Origin of the sequence: Streptococcus sp. 27098_8_134 (genome assembly GCF_041431675.1) — a bacterium.
Taxonomy (GTDB): Bacteria; Bacillota; Bacilli; order Lactobacillales; family Streptococcaceae; genus Streptococcus; species Streptococcus sanguinis_R.
This window is the reverse complement of record NZ_JAPVYD010000001.1, coordinates 490,711-508,112: the sequence shown is the minus strand read 5'-3', so window position 1 is coordinate 508,112 and position 17,402 is coordinate 490,711. Positions and strand designations below refer to the sequence as shown.

Here is a 17,402-nt window from a genome sequence, read left to right as displayed (position 1 = left end):
CTAGCTTTTTCCCCCTGTCTGTGATTTTAGATCCGCAGCAGTATCAGAACTGAAAGAGGAATTATGAATTTACACCAACCTTTGACGGTTCTGCCTGGTGTGGGACCGAAATCAGCAGAAAAATTTGTCAAGCTGGGTCTAGAGACCTTGCAGGATTTACTGCTTTATTTTCCTTTTCGTTATGAGGATTTTAAGAGTAAGAATGTCCTAGACTTGGAGGATGGAGAAAAGGCGGTTGTTTCTGGCCAGGTCGTGACTCCAGCTAATGTCCAGTATTATGGCTACAAACGCAACCGCCTGCGCTTTACCATCAAGCAGGGAGAAGTCGCTCTGGCAGTTAATTTCTTTAATCAGCCTTATCTGGCAGAGAAGATTGAAGTGGGAGTTAATATAGCCGTCTTTGGCAAGTGGGACAAAGCCAAGGCTAGTCTGACTGGCATGAAACTTCTGGCTCAGGTAGAGGACGACTTGCAGCCTGTCTATCGGCTGGCTCAGGGAATTAGTCAGGCTAGTTTGGTCAAGCTGATTAAGACAGCCTTTGACCAAGGTTTGGACTTGCTCTTAGAGGAAAATCTGCCCCAGCCCCTGCTGGAACGCTACCAGCTAGTGAGCAGAGTTGAGGCTGTGCGGGCTATGCATTTTCCAAAGGATTTGACTGATTACAAGCAAGCTTTGCGGCGGGTTAAATTTGAAGAACTCTTTTATTTTCAAATGCAGCTGCAGGTCTTGAAGAGAGAAACCAAGGCTGTCAGCAATGGATTAAAAATTGATTGGCAGTTGGATGCTGTGGCCGAGAAAAAGAAGAGCTTACCTTTTGAACTGACTTCAGCTCAGGAGCGCAGTCTGACAGAGATTTTGCAGGATTTGCGGTCGCCTGGACACATGAATCGTCTGCTGCAGGGGGATGTGGGAAGTGGAAAGACTGTTGTCGCTGGTTTGGCTATGTATGCTGTTTATACAGCTGGCTTTCAGTCAGCTCTGATGGTTCCAACAGAAATTTTGGCTGAGCAGCATTTTGACAGTCTAGCTCAGCTTTTTCCAGAATTGAAGCTTGCCCTGCTAACTGGTGGGATGAAAGCAGCTGAGCGCCGGGAAACCTTGGCAGCGATTGAAAACGGTCAGGTGGACATGATTGTCGGAACTCATGCCTTGATTCAGGAAGCAGTCCGTTACCATGCATTGGGCTTGGTCATTATTGACGAGCAGCATCGCTTTGGGGTGGAGCAGCGCCGGATTTTACGGGAAAAGGGAGACAATCCTGATGTCCTCATGATGACGGCGACACCAATTCCCAGAACCCTTGCTATTACAGCTTTTGGTGATATGGATGTGTCCATTATTGACCAGATGCCGGCAGGACGCAAGCCTATCATCACTCGCTGGGTCAAGCATGAGCAGATGGAAGTCGTCCTCGACTGGCTGAAAAAAGAGCTCCACAAGGGCGCTCAGGTCTACTTTATTTCTCCCTTGATTGAGGAATCTGAGGCGCTGGATCTTAAGAATGCCATTGCCCTAGAAGAAGAACTGACAGCCTATTTTGGTCGGCAGACCCAAGTGGCTCTGCTTCATGGCAAGATGAAGAACGAGGAAAAAGAGGCGATTATGCAGGACTTCAAGGAAGGACGGACTGATATTCTGGTCTCTACCACGGTCATTGAGGTCGGAGTCAACGTCCCCAATGCTACGGTGATGGTCATTATGGATGCGGACCGCTTCGGGCTCAGCCAGCTTCATCAGCTGAGAGGCCGTGTCGGCCGAGGGAACAAGCAGTCTTATGCCGTCCTTGTTGCCAATCCTAAGACGGAGTCGGGCAAGCGTCGCATGAAAATCATGACTGAAACGACCGACGGTTTCCTGTTGGCTGAAGAGGATTTGAAAATGCGAGGCTCTGGAGAAATCTTTGGCACTCGGCAGTCTGGTATTCCTGAGTTTCAAGTGGCAGACATCGTAGAAGATTATCCGATTTTAGAAGAAGCCAGAAAGGTTGCCAGCCAGATTACAGCTGATCCGAACTGGCGGACAGATCCTAGTTGGCACTTGATTGCTCTTCATTTGGACAAGCGAGATTACCTAGATTAAGAGTTCTTTGGATTAAGTTTCCTGCAAGTTATTTATAAGTAGGCTTTAAGTTTGAGGAATTATACTATTGTCAAATCAAAGAAAGAGGTAGGACCAATGACAAAGTAAACATCCCTTAAAATCCTGTAACCAAAGCTTGAAGACTAGAAGACTTGCGAGGTATGAGCCACTCAAAGAATAAGAATAATTTAGAATTTTTTCATCATAAATCTCCTAACAATCACAAGCTTCACCCAATCGGTGAAGTTTTTTGTATTTAATTGAAAAGACTTGTTCCTTTCAAATAGTAGATAGGGATTGCTGCCGGATTTCGTTGACTATAAGCTTTCCCTAAGAAATCTATAAGAGATTCTTAAGTTTAGGGCTGTATCCTTATATCCAAGTAAGAACAAAAAGATTAGAGACCAAACTTGAAGCTAAACACTCCAAGAGTTTCGTTTTTGCTCTTAAAGAATGAATGATAAGCGAGGTAAAAGCTATGAAAGTTACAATCAAAGTCCACTATCCGAAGACATTTAAGCAAGCTCAGAAAATGGAGGTGACCTATGGTAAGTGACTATATTTTTGAAATTCTAGAGTCTCTGTTTGAGGTTATCTTCTAAGACCAGCGATCCAATGAAGTTTTCCCAGTGTTAGAATATGAAAGAGTCAAAAAAGTGCTAAGCAACCTTAGCAATTTTTGATTTAAAGAAAATAAATAGGGACTTTTTCTCTCAGCCTTCCATATAATCCCGGAGTTCTTGGCCTTTGAGTTCAGCGTTCAGGGCGATGAGCAGTTTGATTCTGGCTTTTTGGGCATTGAGCTCTTTGACGAAGAAGATACCAGCCTGGTGCAGCTGGACACCGCCTCCTTCATAAGCATAGACTGGCTCAGCGATTCCGTTGAAGCAGCGAGAGACCAGAGCGATTGGCAGTCCGGCTGCTATCATATCAGCCAGCTTGTCAGCTACTTCCTTGGGGAGGTTGCCAGCACCGAATGCTTCTATGATGAGGCCGTCTATTTTGTCTAAATCCAGCATGTCTAGCAACTCTGTCTTCATACCTGCATAAGCTGGAATGATGGGCACCAGACCAGAAATGCTGTTCAAGTCAAAGCGGACTCGAGGCTCCGCTGTCTTAAAATAGAGAATCTCCTGCTTCATAATCAAGCCGAGCGGTCCGTGAGTCGGTGTCTGGAAGGTGCTGACATTGGTCGTATGGGTCTTGGTTACATACTTGGCAGCATGTGCCTCGTCATTCATAACGACAAGCACGCCTTTATCACAGGCTTTTTCATCACTAGCCACCCGCAGGGCTGTCAGGTAGTTATAGACTCCGTCGCTCCCCAGCTCATTGGAACTGCGCATAGCCCCGGTCAGAACGACCGGAATCTTCGGCAGCTGCATAGTATCCAGAAAGTAAGCCGTCTCTTCTAAAGTGTCCGTCCCATGAGTAATGACCACTCCGTCAAATTGGTTAGCACTGGCTTTGATTTTCTGGTAGAGCTTGAGCATATGCTGGGGCGTGATATGGGGACTGGGAATGTTAAAAAAGTCAATGACTTCTGTCTCAATCCCTTCAAGCGGAACTGTCACATGGTTCATGGGGTTATCAGCATTGGTAACGACAGCCCCAGAGCCGTCAGCCTGCATGGAAATGGTTCCTCCTGTGTGCAGGACCAAGATTTTCTTTGTCATAAATCTTTTTTCTCCTTGTAGTTATGATGCAGATTTGAAAGCTTACATTCTGTTTTCATAGAGTTTTCAATCCTGTTGCATAGATATTACTCCAGCTTTTCTTTTCTGCAATTCATGTGATTGTATGTCATTTTTGTGTTATAATTTATTGTATCATAAAAGGAAAGAATGAGAAAATCAATGGAAGTAAAGGCCGTCTTTTTTGATATTGATGGGACACTGGTCAATGACAGTCGAACGGTTTTGAAATCTACAGAAAAGGCTATTCAGAGTTTAAAGGAGCAAGGAATATTAGTCGGTTTGGCAACCGGCCGCGGTCCTTTCTTTGTCAAACCTTTTATGGAGCAATTGGACTTAGATTTTGCTGTGACCTATAATGGCCAGTACATTTTTTCAAGAGACAGAGTGATTTCTGCCAGTCCCATTGACAAGCAGAGTTTGCGGGATTTGATCGCCTATGCTAAGAAGCATCGGAAAGAAATTTCCTTGGGGACGGCTGAGGCTATGCTGGGCTCCAAGATTATGTCCTTCGGCATGAGCCCTTTCTCCCAGTGGACTAGCCGCTTCATCCCTAAGCGAATGGCGCGAACAGTCAGTCATGGATTTAATAAGGTTATCAGTAAGGCCTTACCACAGCATGAAAAGGATCTCCTGCAGTTGATACAGGAGCCAATTTACCAAGCATTGATTTTGGCAAGCCCAGAAGAAAGCCGTAAGATTGAAGCAGACTTCCCTGATTTGAAATTTACCCGCAGCAGCCCCTATGCGGTCGATATTATCAATAAAGACACGTCTAAGCTAGAGGGAATTCGCCGAGTCGGCAAGGAATACGGCTTTGACATTCATCAGGTCATGGCCTTCGGCGACTCTGACAATGACTTGGAAATGCTATCGGGAGTTGGCCTATCCATTGCTATGGGAAATGGGACCAGCTCGGTCAAGGAAGTGGCCAAGCATACAACTAGCAGCAATAGTCAGGATGGGATTCATAAGGCTCTGGAGCATTTTGGTATCCTAGCGAGGGAAAAGGTCTTTACCAGCAGCGACCATCACTTTAATAAGGTTAAAGAGTTCCATAGTGTCATGGATGAAAGCACTCAAGAAGAACCGATTGCCTGGACGCCTCAGGACGCTCGCTATCGGGCAGGCTTTAAGCTGGAAGAGCTGGTCGAGTTTCTGCGAGCAGCTAGTAATTCAGAGGAAGACTTTAACAGTTCTGTAGCCTATCTCCATCAAGCGCTTGACAAGGCTGCTGACAAGGTTCGCTCCAAGAGTCAGGCTGAGGTTTCTCTAGTCGGTCAGGTAGATGCCTTGATTGATACTCTATACTTCACTTATGGCAGTTTTGTCCTGATGGGAGTAGATCCAGAGCAGCTGTTCGATATTGTCCATCGGGCCAATATGGGCAAAATTTTCCCAGACGGGAAGGCTCACTTTGACCCCGTCACCCATAAAATCCTCAAACCAGATGATTGGGAAGAAAAATACGCTCCCGAAGGAGCTATTAAAGAAGAACTGGAACGACAGATTCAGGCCTACCAGCGTAGCATAGAGCAGAAAGAAGAAAACTAGAGCAGTCATTGAACTGCTCTAGTTTTTATAAAGTTTTTTCTGGGTCTCTGACCACTAGCAAGTCAACCTTGGCGTGGCGCAGGATATATTCGGAGGAAGAACCGACTAGCAGCCGTTCAAAGGCATTGAGACCGGTAGCACCAACCATGATCAGATCTACCTTGTGCTCTTCTGGGATATCTGTAGCCAAGAGAGTCTTGGGATTGCCCATCTCAATGACAATGTCAACATACTTGATACCGGATTTTTGAGCCTTTTCTTTCAACTCAGCTGTCAGCTTTTTGGCATCTTCTTGTAAGTCTTCATAGACATCTGCATCAAAGGTTGAGACACTTTGCAAAGCCCGGGTGTCAATGACATGGGCGATAGTGAGACGAGATCCGTTTCGGAGAGCCACGTTAACGCCCTTTTCAAAGGCTAGTTCGGATTCGTGAGAACCATCTACAGCAACCATAATGTTTTCATATTTCTGAGTCATAGAGCTACCTCCTTTTAAAATGGTCGGCAAAGGACGTCGCATCATTCGCAGAATGATTGGGCTGACCAAAAATCAATCAGTCCATAACGTCCGAGTGATTTGCAACTATTTTCTTGTTTCTATTGTAACCCTTTTCAGAAAAAAAGTAAAGATAAAATGGAAATGCTGTCAGAAAATTGCAAGCTGAGAAAGAGTCCGTTGCTTTGAGGGATTAGAAAAGGAATGGGTCTTTTTGTTCAATAATTCTCTTTTTAATTACATGAAAAGCGAGTTTATTTTATTGTTGTCAATCGCTTTTTCTGGTGGTATAATGGTAACATTCTGATGAATAGAGGAAAAATAAGAATGAAAGAATTTGACAAGTCCAGCAAGCTGGAACATGTTGCCTATGATATTCGCGGTCCAGTTTTGGACGAAGCTATGCGCATGCGGGCCAATGGTGAAAAGATTCTCCGCCTCAATACAGGGAATCCGGCTGAATTTGGTTTTACCGCTCCAGATGAGGTCATTCATGATTTGATTATGAATGCGCGTGACAGTGAGGGCTACTCTGATTCCAAGGGAATTTTTTCAGCCCGTAAGGCTATCATGCAGTATTGTCAGCTTAAGAATTTTCCTAATGTAGATATTGATGACATTTATCTGGGAAATGGTGTCAGCGAGCTGATTGTCATGTCCATGCAGGGATTGCTGGATGACGGAGATGAGGTGCTGGTACCAATGCCAGACTACCCACTCTGGACGGCTGCAGTCAGTCTGGCTGGTGGGAATGCTGTTCACTATGTCTGTGATGAGCAGGCAGAATGGTATCCAGATATTGACGATATTAAGTCAAAAATCACATCTAATACCAAGGCTATCATTATCATTAACCCTAATAATCCTACGGGAGCGCTTTATCCTAAGGAACTGCTGCTGGAGATTGTGGAAATTGCTCGCCAAAATAATCTCATTATCTTTGCGGATGAAATTTATGACCGCATGGTGATGGACGGCAATGTCCATACGTCTGTGGCTAGTCTGGCTCCTGATATCTTCTGTGTCAGCATGAATGGTCTTTCCAAGTCGCACCGAATCGCAGGCTTCCGGGTTGGCTGGATGGTGCTATCTGGACCTAAGCATCATGTTAAGGGTTATATCGAAGGGTTAAACATGCTCTCCAATATGCGCCTGTGCTCCAATGTCTTGGCTCAGCAAGTCGTCCAAACCTCACTTGGCGGTCACCAATCTGTGGATGAACTGCTTTTGCCAGGTGGTCGTATCTATGAACAGCGTAATTTCATCTATCAGGCTATTCAGGACATCCCGGGACTGTCAGCCGTAAAACCTAAAGCAGGTCTCTATATTTTCCCGAAAATTGACCGTAACATGTATCGTATCGACGATGATGAGCAGTTTGTGCTCAATTTTCTCAAGCAGGAAAAAGTCCTTCTCGTCCATGGACGAGGCTTTAACTGGAAGGACCCAGATCATTTCCGAATCGTTTATCTGCCTCGAGTAGATGAGCTAGCTCAAATCCAAGAAAAAATGACGCGCTTCTTGCGCCAATATCGCCGTTAATAAGCGGATGCTACAAAAAGGCTGGACAAGGTTCCGGCCTTTTTCTTATCTATCTTACATATTTTTTAGTTTAATGTCTGTCTTTGAATTGCAAAAATAAAAAAATCAAGATGCTCTGAAAATTGAATTTGAGGTCGATTGGTAAAAATTATAGGCGGTTTTACCGACATTTTTTAGGAATTTGTCCAACATTTTTTATGTATCTGTCCAAAAATGCTTAAAAAAATGTGTTAGCGTCTTCCTTCCAGAAGACAAACATGATAGAATGTGTTTGTCAATGTTTTTAACAATGATGAAAAAGTGGAGGAGATTATATTGACAATGAAAAAGACACTTAGTGCTTTTTCTGTCAGTGCAGCGGCATTGTCTTTGGTGCTCGCAGAAGGAGTTCAGGCTGATCAATTAGTTGATAATCAGTCTTATTCTGATGCGCCCGTTAGTCAAAGCCAACCACAGGCGGAAAACACACAGAAGGATGAATCTGTTTCGAAAGAACAGGTAGACGCTGCTCAGGCTCTTGTACAAGAAGCCGACAGCAATGTTGCACAAGGGAAAGCTGATTTGGCTCAAGCTCAGGCAAATACTGCTGCGGCTCAAAGTCAGGTCGAGCAAGCACAAGCTGAAGCTAACCGGGCACAGGAGGCAGCTGATAAAGCTGGTCCGGAAGCTATTGAAACAGCTAGGCAAGAAGAGAGCAATCAAAAAGCTCAAGTGGACAGCAACAAGTCAGAACTGGCTAAAGCTGACCAAGCAACTAAGACGGCTGAAGCTGAGCGCGATGCCCAGGCAGCCAAGACTAAAGAAGCTCAAGAGCAAGCGAAAACTCAAGAAGGACGCCTTGCTAAAGCTCAAAATGACGTGAAGGAAGCTCAGGCCAACCTAAGTGGGGACGCTACAGCTAAAGCAGAAAAAAATGTGAAAGCGGCCCAAGACAAGGTGGCAGCTGACCAGTCTGCTGTTGAAACAGCTCAAGCAAAAGTAGCTACAGCTCGTCAGACTGACAGTCAGAAGCAGGCTGAGGTTGCAAAAGCTCAGAACAACCAGACTCAAGCTAAGACGGCTCGTGATGCTTCCCAAAAGAACTTGCAGGAAAAAACTGCTGCAGCTGAGAAGACTCAGTCAGATCTGAACCAAGCTCAACAGGCTTTGCAAAAGGCTCAAGCTGGAAAAATTACTACTGAAGCTTCTAGCAATAAAAACCGTGTGTCTATGACGCCGGAATACATTGCAGCCTTGAGAGAGCTAATCGCACCGAATTTATCAGAGCAAAAAACTAATGAGATTCAAAATAGACTGGCTGCACTTAATGCCAGTGCTAAGGCTCTCAATCGTTACGTAGCAGATCCTACAGATAGCAAAGCTTTGATTGATACCAACAATATTCCACAGAATGTTCGTCAGGAACTTTCACAGTTTGCTTCAGAACTCATCAACCAGCTGCGTGCTCAGATGGGAACAGGCGAAGTAGTTGTAACACCGTCTTCAATTGATTTCGCTGATAAGGTGGCAACAGAATACCGCAAAGACAACTGGAACTGGGATTTGATGGAGAAATACCATCACGATGCTAAAGCAATTAACCGCGTAGCGCGTGAATATGGTTTAATGACCACAAGTGCTGAGCAAGAGAGCAAAGGTCTCCAGTATTATGAAAACGCTTATATTTGGAGAGAAAAAGCTGGCCAAATGAGTGTGGCTGAAATGAAGAGACGAATCTATGATTCCGTTGTTGAATTCATGTTTAATGGCTATGAATGGCTACATGCTACCTCTATCTCTGGTCTCAATACTGGTCGCCAGAAAAACTATCTGGGTGTTGATTTCTCAATGGAAAGCGACATCACTATGGCTCATTTCACCATGGTGTCAGAAGATCAGGTCAAATATGCCAGCAAAAAGAACTTCAATGCCAGCCCGATTACAGGCAAAGCTGCAACAGCAAAAGTAGATCCGCAGGAAGTAGCTAAGGCTCAAACTGCCTATGACTCTGCCTTCAAAGCCAATCAACTGGCTCTGGCATCTAAGGGAGTTGCTCAAACCACTTACAATCGGAAGGCCGCAGCCTTAGAGCAAGCCAACCAGCAACTGGCTCAGGCACAAGCTAAAGCAGGTGAGTCAGCAACTGCTCAGGCTCAAGCAGCTCTTGCTGCAGCTCAAGAGAAGTTGGCAGCTGATCAAGCGGCTTTGGCAGTAGCACAAGCAGCCCTGCAAAACTCAAACTTGGATGACAAGACTAAAGCAGAAAAATTAACTCAGGCCCAAGCAGCTCTGACTGCTGTTCAAGCGACAGTTGCCGCAGCTCAAGAAGCTCTAAAAACCGAATCAGATAAGTTGGCTCAGCTAGACGCAGCTTTGAATGCAGCAAAAGAAAGAAAGACTACTCTTGAAAAAGCTGTTACAGATGCTGAAGCAGCTTTGCAAATGGCTAAAGAGTCATTGTCAAATCTTGAAAATGCAGAAGAAAACTTGGAACAAGCTAAAACTAAACTAGCCGCAGCTCAGGCTGCTTACCAAGCAGCTCTTACAGCTCAAACAGATCAAGAAGCAAAAGTAGCAGTTTTAACTGCAGTTCAAGCACAAGCTAAGGCGACATACGACTTGCTAGCTCAAACATATGCTGAGCAAAATAAGGAAGAAGATATTCGCTATTATCAGTCTGTTTTGGCTCACACAGAGGAGCGCTTCGCTAGCTATCCGCTTACTGGACAAGTAGGAGATCCTCAGCATACAGCTCTTGGAACTACTGGAGATGCTGGAAGTGCTAGCCCTGTAAATCATAAACAGGCAGCTGCTTCAGGTCATGTCTTACCTAAGACAGGGGAACATTCTTCTTGGCTTATTCTAGCAGGCCAAATGCTTCTGCTCATGGCTATGAAATTGTTCTACAAGAAACGTTTTCTTGATTAGAAAGAACAAAAGTAATCAAAAACAGTCAAATTCTTGACTGTTTTTTGTTTAATATAACTTGACATATCAAGACATATACCTGAAAAATTCTTTATTTTATAGAATTGTATGTAATTGTTTTTCAATAAAAAATTTTCAGATAATTATTGAAATTTCACTGCTTTTATGTTACAATGAAGCTAATAAATATGAGGTAAAAATATGGCCGATTTACTAGAAAAAACACGAAAAATTACGTCTATTCTGAAGCGCTCGGAAGAGCAGATGCAGGAAGATTTGCCCTATAATGCTATTACGCGTCAGTTGGCTGATATTATCCACTGCAATGCCTGCATTATCAATAGCAAGGGACGTCTTCTAGGCTATTTCATGCGCTACAAGACCAATAATGACCGTGTAGAAGCTTTTTTCCAAGATAAGAATTTCCCAGAGGAGTATGTCCAAGAAGCCAATCTGGTTTATGAAACGGAAGCTAATCTGCCGGTGACGCATGATTTGACGATTTTCCCAGTGGAGACCAAGGATGATTTTCCAGATGGCCTGACTACCATTGCTCCCATTCATGTTTCAGGTATTCGTTTGGGTTCATTGATTATCTGGCGCAATGACAAGGAATTTGCGGACGATGATCTGATTTTGGTTGAGATTGCCAGCACAGTGGTTGGTATCCAGCTGCTTAACTTCCAGCGGGAAGAGGATGAAAAAAATATCCGCCGCCGGACGGCAGTGACCATGGCAGTCAATACTCTGTCTTACTCAGAACTGAGAGCTGTTTCAGCAATTTTGGGAGAGCTCAATGGCAATGAAGGCCAGCTGACAGCATCTGTCATTGCTGACCGTATCGGGATTACCCGCTCAGTGATTGTTAATGCCTTGCGCAAGCTGGAAAGTGCTGGGATTATTGAAAGCCGCTCACTGGGAATGAAGGGAACTTATCTGAAAGTTCTGATTCCAGATGTCTTTGATGAAATTAAAAAGAGGGACTACTAATGGCTAAAGCACTGATTTCCATTGATTATACAGTTGATTTTGTCGCAGATGAGGGCAAGTTGACAGCAGGAGCGCCAGCACAGGCAATTTCTGAAGCCATTGCTCAAGTGACTAAGGCAGCTTTTGACAGAGGCGATTATATCTTCTTTGCTATTGATGCCCATGATGAGAATGATGCCTTTCACCCAGAAAGCAAGCTGTTTCCGCCTCACAATATCAAAGGAACTAGCGGTCGCAATCTTTATGGTCCTTTGGCTGATTTTTATGACAAGCATCAAGCAGACTCTCGGGTCTTTTGGATGGATAAGCGTCATTATTCTGCCTTTTCTGGCACGGATTTAGATATTCGATTGCGGGAAAGAAAGGTAGATACAGTTATTTTGACAGGAGTCTTGACGGATATTTGCGTCCTGCATACAGCAATTGATGCCTATAATCTTGGTTATCAGATTCAGGTGGTAGAGCCAGCTGTGGCTTCTCTGTCAGAGGAAAATCACAAATTTGCCTTAAACCACTTGCAAAATGTTCTGGGTTCGACTATAATAGATACAATTTAAAAGTAAAAGAGAAGCAGAGTAGGCTTGCTGACTTGCACAGAGAGTGCTGATGGCTGAGAGCAGCACCAAGAAAGCAAAAGCCGAAGAACATGTTTCGTAATCTTTTGTGTGATTAAGCACAAACGTCGCTCACGTTACGAGTTCAGAGGCTGCCTTTTAGGGCGGCGAATAACAGTGGTACCACGGCTTTCGTCTGTTTTAGAGACGGAAGCTTTTTATTTTGCAGTAGGTCCAGTGAAGACGATGGGGAAATATAGCTAATATCCTGAACAGCAGGGTGGAGCTACGAATTGATTTGAGAGGGAAAGAACATGAAAGAAATTTTTATCGGAAATTATGGTTTAGAGCAGGTCGGACAGACCATGACCGCAACTGGCTGGGTGGCCAATATCCGCAATCACGGCAAGCTAGCCTTTATTGAATTGCGGGACCGCGAAGGCTTGCTTCAGGTCTTCGTTGGCGGTGAAATCGAAGATTTTGCTAAGCTGGAAGACATTGGTAAAGAGGATGTCATTGCAGTGACTGGGCAAGTAGTTCAGCGGGAAGAGCGCTTTGTCAACAAGGCTATTAAGTCTGGTCAGGTTGAGCTAAGGGCTGAGAAGATTGAGGTCATTGCTAGCAGCAAGGCCCTGCCTTTTGAGCTGGACCAGCATGCCCATACTGGGGAAGACCTGCGTCAGAAATACCGCTATCTGGACTTGCGCCGTGAGAAGATGACACATAACCTCAAACTTCGTCACCAGGTCACATCAACCATTCGGGAATATTTGAATGATTTGGACTTTTTGGAAGTGGAGACACCTTATCTGACCAAATCAACTCCTGAAGGTGCTAGAGATTTCTTAGTTCCTAGTCGGGTCTTTAAAAATCAATTCTACGCGCTGCCTCAGAGCCCACAGATGCTCAAGCAGTTATTGATGGGCGCTGGACTCGAGCGCTATTATCAGATTGTTCGTTGTTTCCGTGACGAAGACCTGCGGGGAGACCGTCAGCCAGAGTTTACCCAGGTGGACTTAGAGCTGAGTTTTGCCAGCGAGGAAGAAATCCGAGCTCTGGTTGAAGCCATGCTCAAGGCTGTTGTCAAGAAAACTCATAGTTTAGAACTGACAGAAGCTTTTCCGACTATCAGCTATGAAGAGGCTATGAGCCGCTTTGGTTCTGATAAACCGGATACGCGCTTTGGTCTGGAGCTAAAGACTTTGACGGATTTGTGTCAGTCCAATGACTCGCTGCTCATCAAGAAAGCCTTGGATAATCAAGAAAAGGTGATGGGGATCTGTGTGCCAGATGCGGCTAGTGCTTTTAGCAAGAAACAGCTGAGTCACTACTATCAGGAAATGAAGGAATTTGGTTGCAGTCGTTTTGCCAATCTAAAGGTTGAAAATGGCCAGTTGGTTGGAGATTTGGCTAGTACCTTTGAGGCTGAGAGTCAGGATTTACTAGCACGTTTTGAGGCCAAGGATGGAGATTTGATTCTGCTAGTCATGGCTAAGAAGCGTCGGGCTCAGGAAGCTTTGGGACATCTGCGTATAGAAGTCGCAAAAGCTTTAGATTTGATTGACCCGAGTCTGCTTCATTTCCTCTGGGTTGTGGATTGGCCGCTGCTGGAGCGGAATGAAGACCAAAATCGCTATCAAGCCATGCACCATCCTTTCACACAGGGGATTTTTGAAGATAGACAGGAGCCAGACCAATTCCGCAGCCATGCCTACGACATCGTCTTGAATGGCTATGAAATTGGCGGTGGGAGTCTGCGGATTCATGACCGGAAGGCTCAGGAAGCTATGTTTGAGCTTTTAGGCATGAGCCGAGAAGACTATGAACGGGACTTTGGTTTCTTCCTGGAAGCCTTAGAATACGGCTTCCCACCACACGGCGGCTTGGCTCTGGGCTTAGATCGCTTGGTTATGATTTTGGCTGGGGAAGAAAATATCCGCCAAGTCATCGCCTTTCCGAAAAATGGTACTGGCTTTGATCCTATGCTGGAAAGTCCAAGTTTGGTGGATCTAAGACAGCTCAAAGAACTGCATTTGGAATTGAAGAATTAGCCTGAAATATGGTAAAATGAAATGATGCGAATTCCTGAAGAATGGCAGGAAGAAGCTGAAGAAAAGAGCTAGCGGATGGCAAATAAATGAGCGTCCCTAGCTTGTCAAAGTAAAGGTGAGCTGAAGCTTGGAAATAAAGATATCATCTAGAAATTCTTATTTTCAGTCGCTAAAGCTCACATATCTTATGAAAGGAATCAGAGATGAAGATTACTCAAGAAGAAGTAAGTCACGTAGCAAAGTTGTCAAAACTGGCTTTTTCACCAGAAGAAACTGCTGAGTTTGCGACGACCTTAACCAAGATTGTCGATATGGTCGAATTGCTCAATGAAGTGGACACGGAGGGTGTGCCTTTCACTTCTAATGTAGCTGCTAATATCAACTATATGCGAGAAGATGTGGCTCAGCCGGGCTGGAACCGGGAAGAGCTTTTCCAAAATGTACCTGAAAAAGAGCGGGGCTACATTAAAGTGCCTGCCATCCTAGATGACGGAGGAGATGCCTAATGACTTTTAATCACAAGACCATTGAAGAACTGCATGATTTGCTGGTCAAGAAAGAAATTTCTGCGGTAGAGTTAACTCAGGCAACCTTGACGGATATCAAAGAACGTGAAGCAGCTGTGGACAGCTTCATTACTGTCAGCGAAGAGGAAGCTTTGGCTCAGGCTGCGGCTCTAGATGCCAAGGGCATTGATGCGGACAATCTTATGAGCGGGATTCCGCTGGCAGTTAAGGACAATATCTCAACCAAGGGAATCTTAACGACGGCTGCCTCCAAGATACTCTATAATTACAAGCCGATTTTCGATGCTACTAGCGTAGAGAAGCTCTATGGTAAGGACATGATTATCGTTGGGAAGACCAACATGGACGAGTTTGCCATGGGTGGATCCAGCGAAAATTCTTACTTTAAGACGACTAAGAATGCTTGGGACAGCAGCAAGGTTCCTGGTGGATCATCTGGTGGTTCAGCAACAGCTGTTGCTTCTGGTCAAGTTCGTCTATCACTGGGTTCTGATACGGGTGGTTCTATTCGTCAGCCGGCTTCCTTTAACGGTGTAGTTGGTCTCAAGCCAACCTACGGCCGGGTTTCGCGTTTTGGTCTCATTGCTTTTGGTTCTTCTTTAGACCAGATTGGGCCTTTCTCTCAGACAGTTAAGGAAAATGCTCAACTTCTGAATGTTATTTCTGGTAATGATCCTAAGGATTCGACATCATCACAAGAGGAAGTGCCAGACTTTACCAGCAAGATTGGCCAAGACATCAAGGGTATGAAGATTGCCCTGCCTAAGGAATACATGGGTGAGGGAATTGACAGCAAGGTCAAGGAAACGATTCTGGCAGCAGCCAAGCACTTGGAAAGTCTAGGAGCTATCGTTGAAGAAGTTAGCCTGCCTCACAGCAAGTACGGCGTGGCAGTCTACTATATTATTGCTTCTTCTGAAGCCAGTTCTAACCTGCAGCGTTTTGACGGTATTCGCTATGGCTACCGTGCAGAAGGCATTGAAAATCTAGAAGATGTCTATGTCAAATCTCGCAGCGAAGGCTTTGGTGAAGAAGTGAAACGCCGTATCATGCTGGGAACTTTCAGTCTGTCATCTGGTTACTACGATGCTTACTTCAAGAAAGCTGGTCAGGTTCGGACCTTGATTATGCAGGATTTTGCCAAGGTTTTTGAGAAATATGATTTGATTTTAGGTCCAACTGCACCAACGGTAGCTTATGACTTGGGCAGTCAAAACCAAGATCCAGTGGCCATGTATCTGGCTGACCTTTTGACCATTCCAGTCAATCTGGCTGGCCTGCCGGGCATTTCAATCCCAGCCGGCTTTGCAGATGGTCTTCCTGTCGGCTTGCAACTGATTGGTAACCACTTCGATGAAGCGACCATCTATCAGGCAGCCGCAGCATTTGAAGCGACGACTGACTATCACAAACAGCAGCCAGTTATCTTTGGAGGTGAAAAATAATGAACTTTGAAACAGTTATCGGACTGGAAGTCCATGTTGAATTGAAGACCAATTCAAAAATTTTCTCACCAGCTCCAGCTCACTTCGGTGAAAATCCAAATGCCAACACCAATATCATTGACTGGTCCTTCCCTGGTGTTTTGCCTGTTATGAATAAAGGTGTTATCGACTATGGTATCAAGGCTGCTCTGGCTTTGAACATGGATATTCACCAGAAGATGCACTTTGACCGCAAGAATTACTTCTATCCGGACAATCCAAAAGCCTATCAAATTTCTCAGTTTGATGAGCCGATTGGCTACAATGGCTGGATTGAGATTGAGTTAGAAGATGGCACGACCAAGAAAATCCGTATCGAGCGGGCCCACTTGGAAGAAGATGCCGGAAAGAATACCCACGGTAGTGACGGCTATTCTTATGTTGACCTCAACCGTCAAGGAGTGCCACTGATTGAGATTGTATCCGAAGCAGATATGCGCAGTCCAGAAGAAGCTTATGCCTATCTGACTGCTCTCAAGGAAATCATCCAGTACACGGGCATTTCTGATGTCAAGATGGAAGAGGGCTCCATGCGTGTTGACGCCAATATTTCTATCCGTCCTTACGGTCAGGAAGAATTTGGTACCAAGACTGAGCTGAAAAACCTCAACTCCTTCAACTTTGTCCGCAAGGGTCTGGCATTTGAGGAAAAACGCCAGGCAGAAATTCTACGCAGCGGTGGCCAAATCCGTCAGGAAACCCGTCGTTATGACGAAGCTACTGGCGAAACCTTGCTCATGCGGGTTAAGGAAGGTTCAGCGGACTACCGTTACTTCCCAGAGCCTGATCTGCCTATCTTTGAGATTGAAGATACTTGGATTGAGCAAGTACGCAGCAGCCTGCCAGCCTTTCCAAAAGAACGCCGAGCTAAGTATGTGGGCGACTATGGTCTGTCTGACTACGATGCCAAGCAGTTGACAGCGACGAAGGCTGTGTCAGACTTCTTTGAAGCAGCTCTTACAGCAGGAGGTGACGCTAAGGCTGTCTCTAACTGGCTCCAAGGAGAAGTGGCTCAATACCTTAATGCAGAAGGCAAGACCATCACTGAGATTGAGCTGACTCCTGAGAACCTGACTGAGATGATTGCTCTGATTGCAGACGGAACGATTTCCTCTAAGATTGCTAAGAAGGTCTTTGTCCATCTAGCCAAAAATGGCGGCTCTGCTAAAGAGTATGTGCAGAAAGCAGGCTTGATTCAAATCTCAGACCCTGCCCAACTTCTTCCTATTATCCAAGAAGTATTTGCAAACAATGAAAAAGCTATCAATGACTATAAGGGCGGCAATAAGAATGCAGCCAAATCCCTGATTGGCCAGCTCATGAAGGCCACTAAGGGCCAAGCCAACCCACAAGTAGCACAAAAACTGCTCAATGAAGAGTTGGAGAAATTGTAGAAATAAGTAGAAAACCAGTCGTGAGGCTGGTTTTTTATGTAGAAATCTAAAAAATTCAACTGTATAAAGCGTTGACCAAGTGACAACTTTGGATTATAATTAAGGAGTAAACACAAATAAAATTGTTTTT

At 44.9% G+C, this 17,402-nt stretch carries 12 protein-coding genes; 10 read left to right on the top strand and 2 right to left on the bottom strand.

All coding sequences use genetic code 11. The features are described from left to right. The first annotated feature begins 63 nt into the window (after window positions 1-63). Window positions 64-2,079 carry an ATP-dependent DNA helicase RecG gene (recG, locus tag O3620_RS02375; protein WP_371601383.1) on the top strand — a complete coding sequence of 672 codons (2,016 nt, stop codon included), beginning with the start codon at window positions 64-66 and terminating at the stop codon, window positions 2,077-2,079. A gap of 713 nt (window positions 2,080-2,792) precedes the next feature. Here the strand turns inward: recG and O3620_RS02370 are convergent. Next, complete coding sequence (locus O3620_RS02370; protein WP_002919527.1) at window positions 2,793-3,755, bottom strand: asparaginase; 963 nt, start codon at window positions 3,753-3,755, stop codon at window positions 2,793-2,795. Window positions 3,756-3,935: 180 nt separating this feature from the next. Here O3620_RS02370 and O3620_RS02365 point away from each other — a divergent pair, with 180 nt between their 5' ends. Next, the gene (locus O3620_RS02365; protein ID WP_032912987.1) at window positions 3,936-5,327 is read left to right on the top strand and encodes a Cof-type HAD-IIB family hydrolase; all 1,392 of its coding nucleotides are present in this window, start codon (window positions 3,936-3,938) and stop codon (window positions 5,325-5,327) included. 25 nt (window positions 5,328-5,352) lie between these two features. On the opposite strand, the gene O3620_RS02360 is transcribed toward O3620_RS02365, so the two are convergent. Next, on the bottom strand, window positions 5,353-5,805 hold the full coding sequence (locus O3620_RS02360) for a universal stress protein (RefSeq protein ID WP_002896311.1): 453 nt from the start codon (window positions 5,803-5,805) through the stop codon (window positions 5,353-5,355). A 345-nt stretch (window positions 5,806-6,150) separates the two neighbouring features. Here O3620_RS02360 and O3620_RS02355 point away from each other — a divergent pair, with 345 nt between their 5' ends. The 8 genes from O3620_RS02355 (at window position 6,151) to gatB (ending at window position 17,272) form a co-directional block, all read left to right on the top strand. Next, the gene (locus O3620_RS02355; protein ID WP_032908228.1) at window positions 6,151-7,365 is read left to right on the top strand and encodes a pyridoxal phosphate-dependent aminotransferase; all 1,215 of its coding nucleotides are present in this window, start codon (window positions 6,151-6,153) and stop codon (window positions 7,363-7,365) included. A 321-nt stretch (window positions 7,366-7,686) separates the two neighbouring features. After that, window positions 7,687-10,272, top strand: a complete 2,586-nt coding sequence (locus O3620_RS02350) for an SEC10/PgrA surface exclusion domain-containing protein (RefSeq protein ID WP_080558672.1) — start codon at window positions 7,687-7,689, stop codon at window positions 10,270-10,272. A 201-nt stretch (window positions 10,273-10,473) separates the two neighbouring features. After that, entirely contained in the window at window positions 10,474-11,262 is a 789-nt protein-coding gene (gene codY / locus O3620_RS02345) for a GTP-sensing pleiotropic transcriptional regulator CodY (RefSeq protein ID WP_002896308.1), read from the top strand. Then, window positions 11,262-11,819, top strand: coding sequence for a cysteine hydrolase family protein (locus tag O3620_RS02340; RefSeq protein ID WP_002911884.1), 558 nt, complete (start codon window positions 11,262-11,264; stop codon window positions 11,817-11,819). Before codY ends, O3620_RS02340 begins: the two co-directional genes overlap by 1 nt. A 311-nt stretch (window positions 11,820-12,130) precedes the next feature. Next, a complete protein-coding gene (aspS, locus tag O3620_RS02335; RefSeq protein WP_002919524.1) occupies window positions 12,131-13,867 on the top strand; it encodes an aspartate--tRNA ligase in 1,737 nt (578 codons plus the stop codon). A gap of 203 nt (window positions 13,868-14,070) precedes the next feature. Continuing rightward, on the top strand, window positions 14,071-14,373 hold the full coding sequence (gene gatC, locus O3620_RS02330; protein ID WP_002896305.1) for an Asp-tRNA(Asn)/Glu-tRNA(Gln) amidotransferase subunit GatC: 303 nt from the start codon (window positions 14,071-14,073) through the stop codon (window positions 14,371-14,373). After that, window positions 14,373-15,839, top strand: a complete 1,467-nt coding sequence (gene gatA, locus O3620_RS02325) for an Asp-tRNA(Asn)/Glu-tRNA(Gln) amidotransferase subunit GatA (RefSeq protein ID WP_002919523.1) — start codon at window positions 14,373-14,375, stop codon at window positions 15,837-15,839. The genes gatC and gatA overlap by 1 nt, the downstream gene beginning before the upstream one ends. Then, window positions 15,839-17,272, top strand: coding sequence for an Asp-tRNA(Asn)/Glu-tRNA(Gln) amidotransferase subunit GatB (gatB, locus tag O3620_RS02320; RefSeq protein ID WP_002919522.1), 1,434 nt, complete (start codon window positions 15,839-15,841; stop codon window positions 17,270-17,272). The genes gatA and gatB overlap by 1 nt, the downstream gene beginning before the upstream one ends. Window positions 17,273-17,402: the final 130 nt, after the last annotated feature.